General features: G+C 54.9%; 15 protein-coding genes. 7 read left to right on the top strand and 8 right to left on the bottom strand.

The genetic code is table 11. The annotated features are described in order from the left end of the window. Nucleotides 1–156 precede the first annotated feature (156 nt). The 8 genes from L1F30_RS05790 to L1F30_RS05755 form a co-directional block, all read right to left on the bottom strand. Nucleotides 157–915 (bottom strand): RES family NAD+ phosphorylase, encoded by a 759-nt coding sequence (locus L1F30_RS05790; protein ID WP_253360574.1) that lies wholly within the window; start codon nt 913–915, stop codon nt 157–159. Beyond that, a complete protein-coding gene (locus L1F30_RS05785; RefSeq protein ID WP_253360572.1) occupies nt 915–1,286 on the bottom strand; it encodes an MbcA/ParS/Xre antitoxin family protein in 372 nt (123 codons plus the stop codon). The genes L1F30_RS05790 and L1F30_RS05785 overlap by 1 nt, the downstream gene beginning before the upstream one ends. An 85-nt stretch (nt 1,287–1,371) precedes the next feature. After that, nucleotides 1,372–2,658 carry a M20/M25/M40 family metallo-hydrolase gene (locus tag L1F30_RS05780; RefSeq protein ID WP_253360570.1) on the bottom strand — a complete coding sequence of 429 codons (1,287 nt, stop codon included), beginning with the start codon at nt 2,656–2,658 and terminating at the stop codon, nt 1,372–1,374. Nucleotides 2,659–3,158: 500 nt separating this feature from the next. Beyond that, on the bottom strand, nt 3,159–4,721 hold the full coding sequence (locus L1F30_RS05775; RefSeq protein WP_253360568.1) for a SulP family inorganic anion transporter: 1,563 nt from the start codon (nt 4,719–4,721) through the stop codon (nt 3,159–3,161). 180 nt (nt 4,722–4,901) lie between these two features. Then, complete coding sequence (locus tag L1F30_RS05770) at nt 4,902–6,131, bottom strand: glycosyltransferase family 9 protein (RefSeq protein ID WP_253360562.1); 1,230 nt, start codon at nt 6,129–6,131, stop codon at nt 4,902–4,904. Nucleotides 6,132–6,133: 2 nt separating this feature from the next. Then, complete coding sequence (locus L1F30_RS05765; RefSeq protein ID WP_253360560.1) at nt 6,134–7,447, bottom strand: phosphatase PAP2 family protein; 1,314 nt, start codon at nt 7,445–7,447, stop codon at nt 6,134–6,136. Further along, nucleotides 7,447–8,934, bottom strand: coding sequence for a glycosyltransferase family 39 protein (locus tag L1F30_RS05760; protein WP_253360552.1), 1,488 nt, complete (start codon nt 8,932–8,934; stop codon nt 7,447–7,449). The genes L1F30_RS05765 and L1F30_RS05760 overlap by 1 nt, the downstream gene beginning before the upstream one ends. 132 nt (nt 8,935–9,066) lie before the next feature. Then, the gene (locus tag L1F30_RS05755; RefSeq protein ID WP_253360550.1) at nt 9,067–9,489 is read right to left on the bottom strand and encodes a GNAT family N-acetyltransferase; all 423 of its coding nucleotides are present in this window, start codon (nt 9,487–9,489) and stop codon (nt 9,067–9,069) included. 155 nt (nt 9,490–9,644) lie between these two features. Between L1F30_RS05755 and L1F30_RS05750 the strand changes: the two genes are divergently transcribed. The 7 genes from L1F30_RS05750 (at nt 9,645) to L1F30_RS05720 (ending at nt 16,375) form a co-directional block, all read left to right on the top strand. Beyond that, nucleotides 9,645–9,965 (top strand): hypothetical protein, encoded by a 321-nt coding sequence (locus L1F30_RS05750; protein ID WP_253360548.1) that lies wholly within the window; start codon nt 9,645–9,647, stop codon nt 9,963–9,965. 226 nt (nt 9,966–10,191) lie between these two features. Continuing rightward, the gene (locus L1F30_RS05745; protein WP_253360541.1) at nt 10,192–12,156 is read left to right on the top strand and encodes a hypothetical protein; all 1,965 of its coding nucleotides are present in this window, start codon (nt 10,192–10,194) and stop codon (nt 12,154–12,156) included. A 321-nt stretch (nt 12,157–12,477) separates the two neighbouring features. Continuing rightward, nucleotides 12,478–12,801, top strand: a complete 324-nt coding sequence (locus L1F30_RS05740; RefSeq protein ID WP_253360539.1) for a hypothetical protein — start codon at nt 12,478–12,480, stop codon at nt 12,799–12,801. Between the two features lie 44 nt (nt 12,802–12,845). After that, entirely contained in the window at nt 12,846–13,760 is a 915-nt protein-coding gene (locus L1F30_RS05735) for a head GIN domain-containing protein (protein ID WP_253360537.1), read from the top strand. Between the two features lie 31 nt (nt 13,761–13,791). Beyond that, on the top strand, nt 13,792–14,163 hold the full coding sequence (locus L1F30_RS05730) for a GntR family transcriptional regulator (RefSeq protein ID WP_253360535.1): 372 nt from the start codon (nt 13,792–13,794) through the stop codon (nt 14,161–14,163). Next, the gene (locus L1F30_RS05725) at nt 14,163–15,035 is read left to right on the top strand and encodes an ABC transporter ATP-binding protein (RefSeq protein ID WP_253360528.1); all 873 of its coding nucleotides are present in this window, start codon (nt 14,163–14,165) and stop codon (nt 15,033–15,035) included. The genes L1F30_RS05730 and L1F30_RS05725 overlap by 1 nt, the downstream gene beginning before the upstream one ends. Continuing rightward, entirely contained in the window at nt 15,032–16,375 is a 1,344-nt protein-coding gene (locus L1F30_RS05720; RefSeq protein ID WP_253360526.1) for a hypothetical protein, read from the top strand. The genes L1F30_RS05725 and L1F30_RS05720 overlap by 4 nt, the downstream gene beginning before the upstream one ends. The last annotated feature ends 4 nt before the right edge of the window (nt 16,376–16,379 follow it).

Raw genomic sequence — 16,379 nt, 5'->3', positions numbered from 1 at the left:
AAGTCGCAAGTCGCAAGTCGCAAGTCGCAAGTCGCAAGTCAGTAAGCAAACCCAATATCTACGCTAATTAAAATCAGCCTAAGGCACTTTATTTAGCTGCGTCACCCAAGGGCATTGCAAATTGCAGGCTTGGGTTATGCCCGCACCCGAATGTGCCTAAGCAGGCGGCATGGGCAGGCGCCCGTCTACCAGAAAATCTTCACGGGTAAAGGCAAATATCTCGCGCCCTGGGGTGGCGCCAGGTGCGGCAATAAAGCGCACGGCCTCGGTTGTGGCATGGCAGGTCCAGGCTTGAAAGCGCTGGGGTTGGCTTTTGGCAAATACTTGAGGGTCAAACACCGCGCCATTGAGCGCACTGGCACGGCGGTCGCGGGCAGAGAGGTAAATAACCACCTGTACACCCGCCTCGCGCATGTCACTGCCCAGTGCCTGGGCCGCCCGGTAATCTTCGGGCGATCGCAACGCGTCTGTGTGCTCGGCAAAGGGCGGCAGCGTTAAGTTCACACCCCGCTCACCATGGCCGCGCACCCTGAAACTGGTGTGCTGCGAAACCACAGCTTTCGGGAAGGGTGCTGTCACACCGCTTAAAAATACAAAGCGATAAAAAGCGCATTCGGTGAGCGCCGTTTCAATATTGAGCGAGCCGTAAAACAGCGAGGGTTCATGGGTGCGGCCAAACCGGCTGCCCCATTGCAGCGGCGGGTAGCGAAAGGGGCTGGCCAACAAATAATGCAGGTTACCTGGCAATTGGCCGGGCTTGCTGTCTTCAAGCAGCGACTCCAAAATATCCTGCTCTGCCATGCTGTCTACCAGCGATAGCGTGGCAATTTCCTCTTGGGATTCCACCACCCGCACCAGTTCAAGCGTTAGCGGACCTATGGCCTGTTGCCCATCAAGCGATGCCCAAAGCGCCATTACACGCGCCCACGCATGGCATCCAGGTAGGTCACCAAATTCACAAGGCCCTGCACGCTGCTCATCATGCTCCGTGGCGTGGCCTGCAAGTGGCTATTGGCGGTGTTCAGCCAGTGCTGCATTTGGCTTTGGCTGCCGCCCAGCAGTGCAAACAAACTGCGATACACCCGCACCAGCAAGAGCGCAAGCTCGCCCTCTTTCGAGCCGGGGGAGAGCTGGCCCTTGTCGAACATACGGCCAATGGTGGAGCGATCTTTGCCGATAATACGCCCCAGCTCTTCATTGGTAAGGCCAAAGGCTTGCTGGGTATTCTGCAAGGCCTTACACAACACCGCAGCGGCCTCGGGCTGATTCATTTGCAACGCTGACATAGGGATACCCCACTGAGTTACGAACCTGACCCATTCTAATCAATGCAAACGCACTTTTAAAGCAGTTTTGTTGCGTATGCACAGCTCAGGGCTGTGCCAGCCTGTGCATCAAGAGCGCCGCTCTGCTCGCCTGGCTTTTGAGGGTGTGCATATCGGCCACCTCTTCATCTGTATGGCCACCAGTACCCATCAACCCCAGGCCATCCAGCGCCTGGGCAACACTGCCCGCCACAAAGGAGATATCGGCAGCCCCTGCCCTGCGTGGGTCTACCGCACGTACCGGGCCATAGCCCAAATCCTGGCTTGCCTGGCTGTACACAGCCAACAGCGCGTGGTTGCCATCGGTGGGCGCCATGGCGGGGTAGCGATCGGTATGGGTAAAACGCGTGCGGGTATGGGGCAGCGATTGCTTGGCCACGCCTTCCATAATGCCCCAGGCGCGGGCCTGCTGCTCGGGCGTGAGGGCACGTAAATCACCCTCTACCACCGCCTTTCTGGCAATCACATTGAGCTTGCCAAAGGCGGTGCCGCGGCTGTCGTCGCAGAGTGCAACATCAGTACCGGCCACTACCACGCCCGGGTTAAAGGTTAACAGCTGCTCGTCTTTCAAGGCTGCCCTGAAGCCCTCGAGTACGCGCGCCATTTCATACACGGCGCCGTGGCCTATGTCTTCGCGAAAAATTTGCGAGGAGTGCGCAGGCTTACCCGCGATTTCCAACCGCCAATTGGCAGAGCTGCGCCGCGCCACCACGGCGGTTGTTGGGTCGCCGTCGCCATCTTCAAAGCCAAGCGCAATATCGGCCCAGCGCCCCGCTTTGCGCAGAGGTTCTATGGCAAACAACAAGGGTTCACCACGATCTTCTTCGTCGCCTGTGAGCACAACCTGTATTTGCAGCTGATCCAGCAGGCCTGCATCTTTCAACCCTTGCAGCGCCATCAGCATCACTATATTGCCGCCTTTCATGTCGGTAATGCCGGGGCCTTTCACATAGCGCTCGTCTATGACCTGGTAGCGCTGAAACTGGCTATCGGGGGCAAAAACGGTGTCGAGGTGGCCGATTAACAGCAATTTGGGCCCGCGATCACCGAAGCGTGCCAGCAGGTGGCCCGCGCGCTGAAACGCCTTACCATCTACCCAGGCCACCGAGAAACCCAGCGCCTCAAAGGCAGGGGCAAGCTCATCGGCCACCGCCTTCACGCCCGCGTGATTACCGGTGCCGCTGTTAATGTTCACTATGCGCTCAAGCAAAGTGCGCGCGGCGGGCTCTCGCTCGGCCACGGCATCTACCAGCGTTTGTTCTTGCGGGCTTAACCCACCGGCCTGCAGGCCTAGCGCCCAAAATAGAAAAACTGCACTAAGTAAAATTCGCATAATCACCCCTCGTTTTGCATATGTGCATACTGGCCTAACTGGCGGGTAAAAAAAAGCCGGCACGCGGCCCATAGTTTAACGATCATTTTCGAAGGTGGGGGCTACTGGATCGCAGAGTCTTTCAGCGCGGCCAGGCAGAATCGGGAGCACCGAAAAGTTTACGCATTTGAGCCTATACCACAGGGCGAGGCATGCAGCGAGAGGCCAGCTCCATAAAACTGAGCACAGAGCACAGAGAACAGAGAACAGAGAACAGAGAACAGAGAACAGAGAACAGAGAACAGAGAACAGAGAACAGAGAACAGTGAACAGTGAACAGTGAACAGAGAACAGTGAACAGTGAACAGAGAACAGTGAACAGCAGAAACTATTGGCACAGCCCACGCCACACAAATGCTTTAGGAGTGTGCATGGCTGTTTAAAAACGATTGAAACACACACCGCTGCTTTGCAAATCACACCCCTGTGGTTTGCAAAGCAGCAAGCGAGCAAGTGGCCGCTTAGGTTGGATCTACCGCCACTTTGTAGTTTGGATCTTCCAGCACGTTTACTTCCACCAAATCACCGGCTTTGCGCAGCAAGGTACGGCAATCTTTACTCAGGTGGCGCAAGTGCAGGGTTTTACCCAATGCGCGATATTTTTCAGCCAAGGAGTCGATGGCTTCAAGGGCTGAGTGATCAGCCACCCGCGAGCGCTGGAACTCAATTACCACATGCTCGGGATCACCGGCCGGGTCGAACAGCTCTTTGAAGTTGGCCACCGAGCCAAAGAAGATCGGGCCGCGCAGTTCATACACTTTGTAGCCGTTTTCGTCTTCGTAGGTGTGCACGTGAATGCGCTTGGCGTGCTGCCAGGCAAACACCAGCGCCGAGACGATCACACCCACAATCACCGCAATGGCAAGGTCAAAGAACACTGTCACGGAAGATACCAGAATCAATATCATGGCATCCGAGCGGGGGATTTTCCCGATGATACGAAACGAAGACCACTCAAAAGTGCCCAGCACCACCATAAACATAATGCCCACCAGCGCCGCGAGCGGGATCATTTCAATATAGGTGGCGCCAAATAAAATAAATGCCAGCAACACAAGTGCCGCGGTAATACCCGACAAACGCCCACGGCCACCGGAATTGATGTTAATCATGCTCTGGCCAATCATGGCGCAGCCGCCCATACCGCCAAAAAATCCGTTCACGGTATTGGCCACACCCTGGCCCATACACTCGCGGTTGCTGTTGCCGCGGGTATCGGTAATTTCGTCAATCAATGAAAGCGTAAGTAAAGATTCAATCAAACCCACAGCGGCAATAATTAACGCGTACGGGAAGATGATGCTGAGCGTTTCCCAGGTAAAAGGCACATCGGGAATAGCAAAACTTGGCAGCTCACCTTTCAAAGTGGCGCTGGCGGCTTCTTCTGCCGGTAGCATGTCGCGCACAAAGTCGATTACCGTGCGCGCCTCCAGATCCAGCCCAAGCACTGCCAGGGTAATGGCCACAATCGCCACAAGGCCTGCCGGCACCGCCTGGGTGATTTTCGGCAAAAAGTGCATGATGGCCATGGTTGCGGCAATCAAAATGCCCATGGTGTAGAGCATTTCGCCCTCAAGCCAGGTCATGTTGCCATCTGAAATTTCGTATTTGAACTGGCCCATTTGCGCCAGAAAAATCACAATCGCAAGGCCGTTCACAAAACCCAGCATCACAGGGTACGGCACCATGCGAATAAATTTACCCAGCTTGAAAATACCCGCAAGCATTTGCAGCACGCCAGCCAACACCACCATGGCAAACAAATACTGCACGCCGTGCTGGGCAACCAGGGCAATCATCACCACAGCGGTGGCACCCGTGGCGCCAGAGATCATACCGGGCCGGCCGCCAAAAATAGAGGTTAACAGCCCCATCATAAAGGCCGCGTATAGCCCCACCATGGGCTCCACACCTGCCACAAAGGCAAAGGCCACCGCTTCAGGCACCAGTGCCAGGGCCACGGTGGTTCCCGAGAGGATGTCGTTTTTAACGTTCGACTCTGCGCCGTTAATCAGATTAAACATGGTTGTTCCAGAAGTTTTGATACAGCTTAGCACTGCGGGAAAAGGGCGCGCATACTAGCAGATCTGGCCCTCTAGACCAACAAAGGCACCTTGCGGCCGGCACAAAGCCTGCCCACCGCCACGGCGCCTTTGAGCCCAAAGCAGCTAATGACCCGCGGCAAGGGCTGCCGCGGGGGCGCATCAGGTCGGCTGGGCCTCAATGCGATCGAGGTGCGGGTGAATGGCGGCCAGCGCCTGTGCCGGCAGCAGGTCTTTCACGCAGCGGTTATCCACACAATCGGTTTTGCGGTGGTTGGCCGCACTCACGCACGGCGAGCAGGCAAGGCCCAGGTAAAGTGCCGTCGAGTTGCCAAGGGAGCTATAAAGCGCCGGGGTTTCGGGGCCAAAAATCACAAAGGTACGCAGCGGGGTTACCGCTGAAAAGTGGCCCGGGCCTGAATCGTTGGTGAGCATCATGTCTGCCACAAAATACAAAGGCACCAATTGCTTGAAGGCAAACTTGCCGGCCGAGTTCACACAGCGGGGGTTGCCCACTGCCTCGCACAGCGCCTGGGCACCAGCGTACTCACCGGGCGCGCCGGTAATCACCACTAAAATATCACTATAGCGTGCCAACAAATCCTCAATGACGGCCTGAAAGTGCATGGCCGGCCAGCGGCGCTGGGGCAACAGATCACTGGCGTTGGGGTTAATCAGTACCACGCGCTGGCCAGGCGTGTAATCGGCATACAGGCTTTTGAGCGTGGCCTGCACCTGTTCGATGGCGGCTTCATCGCGCGGTGCCTGGGCCAGCTGGATGTCGTCATCGGTAATCAGGCTTTTGCAAAATGGCAGCTGCTCTTCGGTCATCATGGCAGTGTGAGACAGCGCCATGAAATTCTTGGCGATGTGCTGGTGTGCGCTGTACACCACCGGGCGCGTCAGGAAGTTACCGCGGTACAACCCTTCGCTGTGATAGGCCACAAACCCAATGCGGTTTACCGCACCTGTCACCCGCGAAAGCAGCGCCGATACGCGCGAAAACATTTCCATGTCTATTACGGTATCTATGCCCTTTTTGCGGCACCACACCATAAAGCGCAGGGTATCCCACACCAGGGTGAACAGGTTGTCTTCGCGAAAGGTGTAGAGATTTGCTTCATCAATGGTGTTCAGCAAATGCAGGCTGGCGACATTTTTCTTGAAAATGGCAAAGTGCACCTCGGCATCGGGTTGCGCTTTTACATAGCGCAGCGCCGGGTCTGCAATGATGGCGCTGCCCATTTCCGAGAGCTCTAAAAACAGCACTTTTTTGGCCGGTTTTTTGGCCGGCTTAAACACCAACTCCCACAACCAAAACAACACCGACAACAGCAAGCACAGTGGCATGCCTGCCCAGCGGTCGATTTTGCGCATGGTATCTACTTTCATGTTTATTCACTCTTTGGCTCGTGGGGTGCAGGCACTTCGTCATCTTGCTGGCCATACACCTTAAAAATTAAAAACCCCGCCACTACATAGTTAAACAGGGCGCCGACCAACACACCGGCAATCAGCGCCAGCTGGCTGTGCTCCATGAAGAAATCCATGGTATGGGTTAAACCATAGAAGGTACCCATGCTCGGCACAAAGCTGATCAGGCACATGAGAATATACTTGGCCCACTGCACGCGCTTGCGGCCGTTGTCTGCGTCTTTGAAGGTAAAAATCCGGTTCAGGTACCAGTTCCAGGTGGAGGTGAGCCAGTAGGCAATAGAGCGCGCCACCAACAGGTTCATGCCCAGTACTGAATGAAACAGGGCATACAGGCTCATATCCACCACAAAGCCGCTGCCACCTACCATGCCAAATTTGAACACCCGGGTGAGCGACTGGCGCGCCGATTCGCGAAACAGCTTTTGGGTAAGCCACTCGGCCAGCGGCCACAAGAGTACCGCCAACCAGTAAAACACCACGCCGGCTACCAAGCCCGAAGACACCCAGCGCAAACCGGTAACGCCCGTAAAGGTTTCATAACCGGTGTCGTGCATAAAGCCGTTCACGCTCACCGCACCCAGGAAAAAGGTAAGCACCCACTTACCCCAAGTGGGAATATCTACGGGCTTATCGGCAAAGCACCTGAAAATCAGCACCGCCACCAAAATTCCAATGGCAGAACCGGCCAACACGTCAGCCGGCCAATGCACACCCACAGCCATGCGCGAGTAGGCCGCAAGCCCTCCCACGGCCAGTAACAAAACCGTGACCCACAAACGGCGGCTGGCCAAACCCAGCAGGGTGGCCGCCAGTAGCGCCGAGCCGCTGTGGCCCGAGGGAAAGCTGTTGGATTTGTGGGCCTTGCCCACCACCGAAAACACATCCAGGCTCAACACGCCGGGCGGGCGGGCTGCATCAAACACATGCTTGGGCACCTGAATTAAAATGCCAGCCACAATGGCGGCCAAAAAGATGTATGCCAAGGCCCTGGGATTGCGAATAAAAATACCGATGGCAAGGCACGCGGCTATTGAGCCGTCGCCAAACACCGTGGCAAAGGCCCAAAAATCCGGCGATTGCCTGGCTGCAGCATGGTTAACTGATAAAAAGAAAGCCTGATTCCACTCAGGCAAGCTGTGCAAGGCGGCACCGAACGCCAGCAACACCAGTGCCGTGGCAATCAGCGTGTTTTCCAGTTGCGGCTTGCGCCCGGGCGCCGTGGCATCGTGTAACAGGCCAAAGGCATTGGCCGGGCTCGGTTGGCTGATCATCAACGGGTTTCCTTTACAGCCCGGGCGCCGGTTTCAGCAGCCGGCACACAGCGGTAATACAAGAAATGGTTGAGCGTGACACCCTCGCGCTGATAGTCGAGCTCGTCTACCAACTTACAGGTCACGCCCGCGGGGGCCTTGGCCGCGAGCCGCTTGGGGCGCTTGCGCTCGGCACGCACCAGCAAACCCGGCGCCTGTGGCTCGCCCCACCAGAGCAAAAACTGGCTGGGGCGCGACGAAACCACCTGCACAGGCGCATTGGCATACCAGGCCAGGCGGCTGCCCTGGGTCCAGTTGGCTACCCACAGCTGGGCCTGTTGGCCCTCCTCTGCCGCCCACTCGGCTTGCAATGCCCGGGCGCGCTCGGCGCCTTCCGGCCAGCCGTGCAAATCGCGCACGGCAGCGGCCGATTGCGGCCAAATAGCCAAGGGCGGTGCCACCAACAGCCACCAGAGCAGCAAACACAAGGCTACTGATAACCCGCCAGTCACCAGCGCAAAAAGGCGCTTGCCAAGCAGCAAACGCCCGTACAGCCAGTTGGCCGCAGCCGGCGCCAATAATACCCAACTCAACACCGTCCAGTGAGGCAGATTTTCGCCATTGCCCGCAGACCAAACCGCCACCAGCAGCAGCACTACGGCCAGCCAATGGCACACCAGGCGGCCAAGTGACGCCGGCATGCCTTCAGCGCGCACCAGGGCGCACAGGGCAGCCAAGGCCAGTAGCGGCCCATAACTCACCACCAACACCAGCACATAGCGCAGCGAATCAAGCAGCGACCAATCGCCCTCGGCGCCATGGTTTACCTGGTAGGTAAACGACAACCAGTCATGCGCCCAGTTCCAATAAAACACCGGCGCCACCATCAACGCGGCAATCACCACCGCCAACCAAGGCCCGGGCGCCTTGAGCCAGTGCCAGCGGCGTCGCATCACGAGGCCTGCCAGCAAAGCGATGGCAATAAATACCGCCGTATACTTGCTGAGCCCAGCCAGGCCCAACAGCACACCCAAGGCCAGCCAGTGCCAGAGTATGCGGCCATCGGTGGCGTCTATTTTGTCTACCAGCGCAACCAACAGCAGCGCCGCCACAATGAGTGGTGTATCTGGCACCAGGCCAAAGCCCAGCACGGCCACAATGGGCGAGAACACGAGCATCGCCAACGCCAAATTGGCCACACCCAAAGCCCCATACCAGCGCCGCGCCTGGCGCCACACCAACAACAGGATCAGCGGCCACAATACCAATGCAGGCAGGCGCACAAAAAATTCGGATTCACCCAGCAACAGCCCCAACCAATGCAACCAGCCCACCATGGGCGGGTGATCGTAATAGCTCCAGTCTGGGCGCTGGCCGTAAAGCGCGTAGTGCGCCTCATCAACACCCAAGCCAAGCACCGGTGCCAAGGCCCAATGGGCGCACACGAATAGAGCGAGCAATATAAAGGGTGCTGAAGAGAGGTTCAGCCAGCGGAATGGGAACTGCACAAAGTGCCTGCTAATGTTGCCGATGAAAGCCGCGCATTATCCCAGCCACCTCCGTTGCCGGCAACTCACAAGCAGGCCCAATCATCACAAATGTGCAAAAAGGGCCGATATGACGCGCCAGCAGCAGGCAGATTAAGCGACCAGCGACTTCACAAAATGGAAGCTTGTAATGGTAAAACCCTGGGCGAAGTAGAATTTATGGGCCTGATCGCGCTGGGCGCCGCTGTCTAAATGCAGCGCCACGCAGCCCTGCACCTTGCCGAAGGCCTCAAGCCAGGCCACCAGCTCCTCGCCATAACCTTGCGAACGCACCCGGGAATCTGTGACCAGGTCATCCACATAGAGGTTTTTGCCCAAGTGCAAGTTGGTACTTACCCGAAAGCCCGCCACCGCCACCACCGCACCTTCGGCTTGGGCCATGGCTAATTGGAAGCCCTCTGCCTGCATCTGGCGAATGCACGAAACAAAGCGCTCGGCAATAAGCTGAGGGCGCAATTGGCGCATCACGCTGTAACACGCCTGAATGTCGGCATCACTTGTAGCCAGTTTGATCATCTCGCCCCCCAACCTTTCTTATGTGGCATTTATATATCGCCCAGCCTGCGCGCGGCAATAAAAAGCCGCCAAAAGCAGCACTTGTTGCTGCATATAGCCCTTGTGTACTAACCTAGTTCGTTGTGTTGCATTTTAAGGGCTAGGGCCCGGTCATTATGAAACCCGTTAAAACCAAAGCCCAGATTCGCGATGAAATAAACAACCAGATTGCCAACTACCTCAGTGATGGTGGCGAAGTGCTGGCCGTGCCCCGTGGAATCAGCGGCCGCGAACCCACCATTCATCCGCCCCTGCCCATCAGCTTCGACCGCGACCAGCAAAACCGTACGCCCGTCACAGAGGTGATCAGCGCCATTGAACAACGGCGCCAGCAAAAGCACCCTCCCGCTCCACCGAGGCGCCGCAACCAACCCCGTAAAAAGCTTATCTATGATGATTTCGGCCAGCCCCTGCGCTGGCAGTGGGTAGAAGACTAGCCCCAAACCCAAAAACCTGGCCACAAGCCACGGCCGCTCCAATTTGATCACCATGATCAAGCGCAATGCCTGCCAGCGGCACCGAAGGCCGTATTAACAGTGCCTTTATGGCGATTTCGCCTAGTGCCAACTAACCTTAATGCACATTTACACAACTCAATTGCGGGCAGCCACACCCATGCCCGGCGTCGCAACCTCACCGTTGCCAGAGGCCATAGAACACCAGATGTCAGACACGATTTATATCGTCATCATCGCCGAGCTCCTGTTCGTGTGCGCACTGTGCGGTTATATGGTTTACCGGCTAAAGCGCAGGCTCAACCGGCTGGCCAAACGGCTAAACCCAAGCGCCACAGGCGGCGGTACCGACACCCACACTGATATGAGCGTAATATCCTATTTTGTAGGCCAGCTTAAACGCACCCGCTCACTTTCCGAAACAGAACTCGGCCAGGAACTGGAGCTGCAACCACTCATTACCAGCGTGCGCTGCGCCTACCTGAACGCCGAGCGCCGGGCACTCAAAAACCCTGAAAACAGCAAAGAGTATTGGCTGGTTCTCAAAGAAGAAATCAACAAGCTCATTGGTATGTTATCTACAGAAGCCAAGCGCACAGGTGTGGAGAACACCGAACTGCGCGAGAAACTGAAACTCCTGCGCGACCGCCTGGAAAAGCTGGGCGATAAAGATTGGGCCGATGCCAACAGCCAGGTTCACGGCAAAGTCAAAAAGACACCCGGCTACGTGCTGCGTTTTGCACGGGATGTTGATGTAACCCACCAATCAGCCCAAAAGGCTACCGGGCGCGGCGCCGAGCTGTTCGAGCGGCTGGAAAAGCAAAAGCAGCACACCAAAAACCTCACCATGATGATCAAGGAGGAAAAGAACTCCGGTGACTTGGAAAAACGCGTGGCCGAATACGAACGCATGCTCTACAAAATGGAGCACGAGTCTGCCAACCTCCAAATTGCGCTGAAAAACGCCCAGAAAAATCTCAACCAGATAGACCACGTTTTCAACCACAAGCCTGTAGACCAAAAGCAAAGCGCCACCATGCTCAGTGTAATACGCGCCAGCAAAGACAAAGACGGCAACAGCAACAATATTTTTGATGACCTGATAGCAGACACCCAAAACATCGGCACACAAAGCAAGAAGAATATCGACGGGCTTCAAAAAACCATTTTTGATCAACGCAAATCCATTCTCTCTATGGAGAGCACCATCGCCAAGCTGGAGTCGGAACTTACAGGTTCCTCAGAGGAAGACAGCGCCAAACGTTCTGAACTTGAAAAATTAAAACGCGCCTTAATGGAATCGGAAATGTGCATCAAGGTGCTCGAAGATGAAGTAGACAACCTCTACACCCACCTTAAAGAGCTGCAAGAGCAGCGTGAAGAACTTCAGCAGCAGTATAAAGATAAATCCGACGAAGAAGTGCTGGAAAACCTATCTCAAGAGTTTGATGCCACAGAAGAAGACGCGCCCGAACAGAGCGCCGGCAACCAGCACAGCGAGTTTCTTGCTGAATTTATGACCAACGCCATTGAGTCTGGCTCGCTGGAAGATTTAATAACCGTATTGCAACACGCTATAAGCGAGCTGGGCTTTGAGTCGCTTATTCGCATTATGGTGGGCAAAAGCAAAGTAGACATCACCGCCATGGGCAAACTCTCACGGGAAGATAAACTGCTGATTGAACACCTGAACTTCGAACCTGACAAACTCATTAAAGATGCCGGCAAACAAATTACAGTGCACTATCGCAACGTACGGGCTTTACTCAAGTTTTCCGACCGACCCAAGCCGCTAGACGAATCACAAGCGCAATTATTGGCTACCGTATTCAGCTTCGCCTCCAACCTTGCTGAAAAAGTCGCCGTGCAAAAAGGCATGAGCAAGCGCCTGACCAACTACGAACAACTTAATGAAATGCTGCAAACCATCAGCAAAAATTTGGAGGCACAATACAAATACCAAAAAGAGGAAACCGTGGGCATCATCCAAAGCATTGTGGATCAATCGCACATGCTGGTGGGTGAAAGCGCCACCGCCGGCCAACAACAGGTGCTGCAGGCCATGGAAGATGAAGCCCTGCAGCGCACAGAGCTACTGGAGGCCAACCGCGCCATTGTGCGCAAGCAGTTTGTAAAAATCATGGAACGCCTCACCAGCATGAGCGCCGAATAGCCAGCGGCCAGCCGCCGCAGCGACTGCCCCCCGATTTAGCTGCCCCGCTACACCCATATAAGACCCATATAACACCCCTATAGCACCCCTATAGCACCCCTATAACACCTCTCTGGCCATTTTGGCTCGAAAATCTGCATCCTCAATTATATCGTAAGCCATTGTTTTTAAATGGCTTTTAAAAACACTCGTAATTATTTTGCACAAAATTCACACAGAGATATTGCGATATACAAAACTAGTGTTATAGTTACGTATAACACCGGATCAGCAAGGAAGTTACTGCGATCCAACCGCAGACAAATTTTTGAGGACAACACCATGAACACATTGCGCAGCATCGCCATTGCAGCCGCCACATTAATCGCAAGCAGCACAGCCCTGGCAGAAACCTCCATTCAGGCGCCTGTGCCCAGCATCAATACCGAATGGGCACTGGCCGCCATTGAAGAGGCACCCCAAAAAGCCCAAACCGTTGAAGCCACACGCCCGGCACTGGTTACAAAGAATACCAACAGCTGGACATTCCGCGATGTGGTTAACGGGCAGCTGATAGAAATTGAAGTCACCGAACTGGCCGCCAACCTCGCGCAAGAAATTGCCAAGCGCGCGGCGCAATCAGCCTTTGATTTGGCTGGCATTTAATCCATTTAACACCCACTAACACATAAGAAATCCCAGGAGATCACATGAAAACCCTGCAAATTATTACCGGCTTTTGTATGTCAGTGGCATTGCTGATGACTGCCCCGCTACAGGCTGAAGAATTGCACAAGAAAAACATCGCCATTGAAGATATCGATCAGGTGGAAGTTGCAGGCCCGGGCTTGCTTACCATTACCCAAGGCGATACCGAAAGCCTGGAAATCATCGCCAGTGAAAAGGTGATGGAGCGCATAGAGGTAGACGCGCGGGGCAGCAACTTGCGGTTACGTATTAAAGAAGGCAATTCCTGGGGCTTTTTCCGCATTGATAACGGCATTCACTACAAGCTTACCGTCAAGCAACTCAACAAAGTGAAAAGCATGGGCTCGGTGGATGTGGAATTTGCCACCGACCTCACCGCCAAGCGCCTGAAGGTGGATACCGCAGGCTCTGGTGATGTGCGCTTGAAATCACTTAAAGCTGATGCGCTGGAAATATCTTCGGCGGGCTCGGGTGACATATCGGCAGACAGCATTAACGTGCAAGAAACCGAGTTAGATACTGCAGGCTCTGGCGACATGCGCATTAAAACCCTGGAAGTTAAAGGCCTTGCTGAAATTACCTCAGCAGGCTCTGGCGACATTCGCATCGGCACCTTAAATGCCGACCGTCTGGAACTTTCTATGGCAGGCTCAGGCGATACGGCCATCAGCGAAGGCACTATTAACAGCCAATCTGTTGATATTGGCGGCTCCGGTGACTACAACGCAAAACACCTGAAAAGCACCATGGCCGAGCTCAACCTCTCGGGTTCTGCCGATGCCAAGGTGTGGGTTACCGATAAACTGCACGTAGATGCCAGTGGTGCCTCGGATGTGCACTACTACGGCCAGCCACTGATCAAAGTAGATACCAGCGGTGCCAGCAGCGTGAAATCCTTGGGAGCAACACCCAAGTGATCACCCAAGCCACCCATACAAGGTAAGAATTATGCAACAGCAGTGGAATGATGATCAGCCTATCTACCGTCAGCTACGCGACCGAATGGTAGGCCTAATTATGGAAGGCGCTTATACCGAAGGGGATGCCATTCCCTCAGTAAGAGCGGTTTCCGCAGAATTTCAAATTAACCATTTGACCGTGTCCAAGGCCTATCAGGAGTTAGTGGACGAAGGTCTGGTAGAAAAGAAGCGAGGTTTGGGCATGTTTGTTATCGAAGGGGCAAGGGAGAAAATTTTGAACGCTGAAAAAGAAAAATTCTTGAGCATTGAGCTGCCAAAGTTAATTCAGCGCATCGTTCAGTTGGGCATCAGCAAGGACGAGCTGGTTGAACACATCAACAACGCAGAGGAAACCGCGTAATGCAACCGATCATTCAAGCCCGCGGCCTATCCAAGCGCTACGGCAATCATCAAGCGTTAAACCAAGTCACCTTCGACATAGCGCCCGGGCGCATTGTGGGGCTCATCGGGCCGAACGGCGCCGGTAAAACCACGGCGCTGAAAGGCATTCTTGGCCTGGCCGAAGTAGAAGGCGAGCTGAACGTACTGGGCATGAACCCCGTTCAACAGCGACGCGAACTGCTAGAGCAAGTCAGTTTCATTGCCGACACCGCCATTTTGCCCCGCTGGCTGAAAGTCAGCGAAGCCCTTGAGTACGTGGCTGCCGTTCACCCACGCTTTAATCGCGCCAAGGCCCAGGCGTTTTTGGAAAAAACCAAAATCAAGCCGAATGCCAAGGTAAGCAGTTTATCCAAGGGCATGATCACACAGCTGCACTTGTCGTTGATTATGGCCATAGACAGCAAACTGCTGGTGTTGGATGAACCCACGCTCGGGCTCGACATCTTATATAGAAAGCAGTTTTACACCTCGCTTTTGAACGATTACTTCGACGAAGAAAAGACCATACTGATTACCACCCACCAGGTGGAAGAAATCGAAACCATCTTGACAGATCTGGTGTTTATCAATGCAGGCGAACTGGTGTTAAACGTTGCCATGGAAGATGTGCCCGAGCGTTTTGTAGAAGTGCACATCAACAAGCCACAACAAGCCGAGGCCGCAGCACTAAACCCCATTCACGTAAGCCCACGCCTGGGTGGTTTTAGCGCTATTTATGAAAATGCCGAGCGCACACAATTGGAAGCACTCGGTAGCCTGCACACACCGAGTATCACCGACTTATTTGTGGCCAAAATTCAACCGAATCTTGCTTGGGGGCACACACAATGAACCGCTATATCACACCTGTGAAGCGCGAATTTTGGGAATACCGCGGCAGCTTTACCCGCCTACCCGTCATTTGTGCTGCATTGATTGCCCTGCTGATGGTTGGCGCGCTTGGCCTTTACGCCAGCGGCGTGATCAATTACCAGTTAGATGACAACGACTTCCACATCACCCGCGGCGGGCACCATGAGTTCCACAGCAGTGAAGAGCGGTTGCACATGGAGCGCGAGGCACTTGTTCAAGCCCGTGAAGATATCCTTCAAGCGCGCGATGAAGTGGCCGAACACTTTGATGAAGAAGTTAACGAAGAAATTCGGCGCGAACTGCAAGCGGCGCAACGTGAGCTGGATCGCCAAGGCATAGACATCACCATCACCCGCGATGAAATTAAAATCGATGGTGAAACCGTACACATGGAAGTACGCCGTCAGCTCGATCGCGAAGCCGCCCGCTTAGACGAACGCATTGCACGCCTGGATGCCAAGCTCGCAAAGGCCATGCCTGAGGCGCCCAAAGCACCTGCGGCACCTGAAGCACCCGGTGCAGCAGCGGCCCCCGAGGCGCCCGCAACCGGGGAAATCCGTCACTTCCCTGAAACCGTCACTGTGATTGAAAAAACCGATGAGCTGGATTTTACCGACGACAATATTGAATCCGTCAACGATGTACTCAAAGGGTTCATGGTGTTGTTTTCAGGCCTGATGCTGCTGGTAAGTTATTACTACCTGCTCTCTTGCCTCTACACAGACCGCAAAGACCACAGCATCCTGTTTTGGAAATCCATGCCGGTTTCAGAAGCCCAACAGGTATTCACCAAACTTGCGGTTGGCCTGGTGGCACTGCCTACCATCGCCACCCTGTGTGCGCTGGCTGTAGGTATCGTGTTTGTGATTCTCACCATGCTCTACGTAGCGGGTTACTCATCAAGCACCACACCTTGGGAAATTTTCACCGGCGTTAATTTGATCAGCATTGCCGTAAGCCACTGGTTTACCGCGCTCGGCGTTGCCCTGTGGAGCCTGCCATTTTTTGCCTGGCTGATGGTGTGCTCAGCGGCGGCCAAGCGCTCACCGTTTTTACTGGCACTGTTACCTCCGGTAGTCCTGATGTTGGCTGAGCAAATCATTTTCGGCAGCAAGCTCCTGGTAGGCGCGATCAGCGCGCGCATTCCCGGCGTTTCCATCGACGACAACGGCTACAGCGGCTATGTGCGCTTTACCGATACCGGCATCAGCCCTATGGGTGAGTTTCTGGCAAGCCCAAGCCTGTGGGTTGGCCTGATTGTGGCCGCAGGCCTAATCTACGCGACCATCTGGTTGCGCAACCATCGCTACGAGATCTAAAGGA

Origin of the sequence: Simiduia sp. 21SJ11W-1, assembly GCF_024138675.1 — a bacterium.
Lineage (GTDB): Bacteria > Pseudomonadota > Gammaproteobacteria > Pseudomonadales > Cellvibrionaceae > Simiduia.
This window is presented reverse-complemented; position numbering and strand designations above follow the sequence as displayed.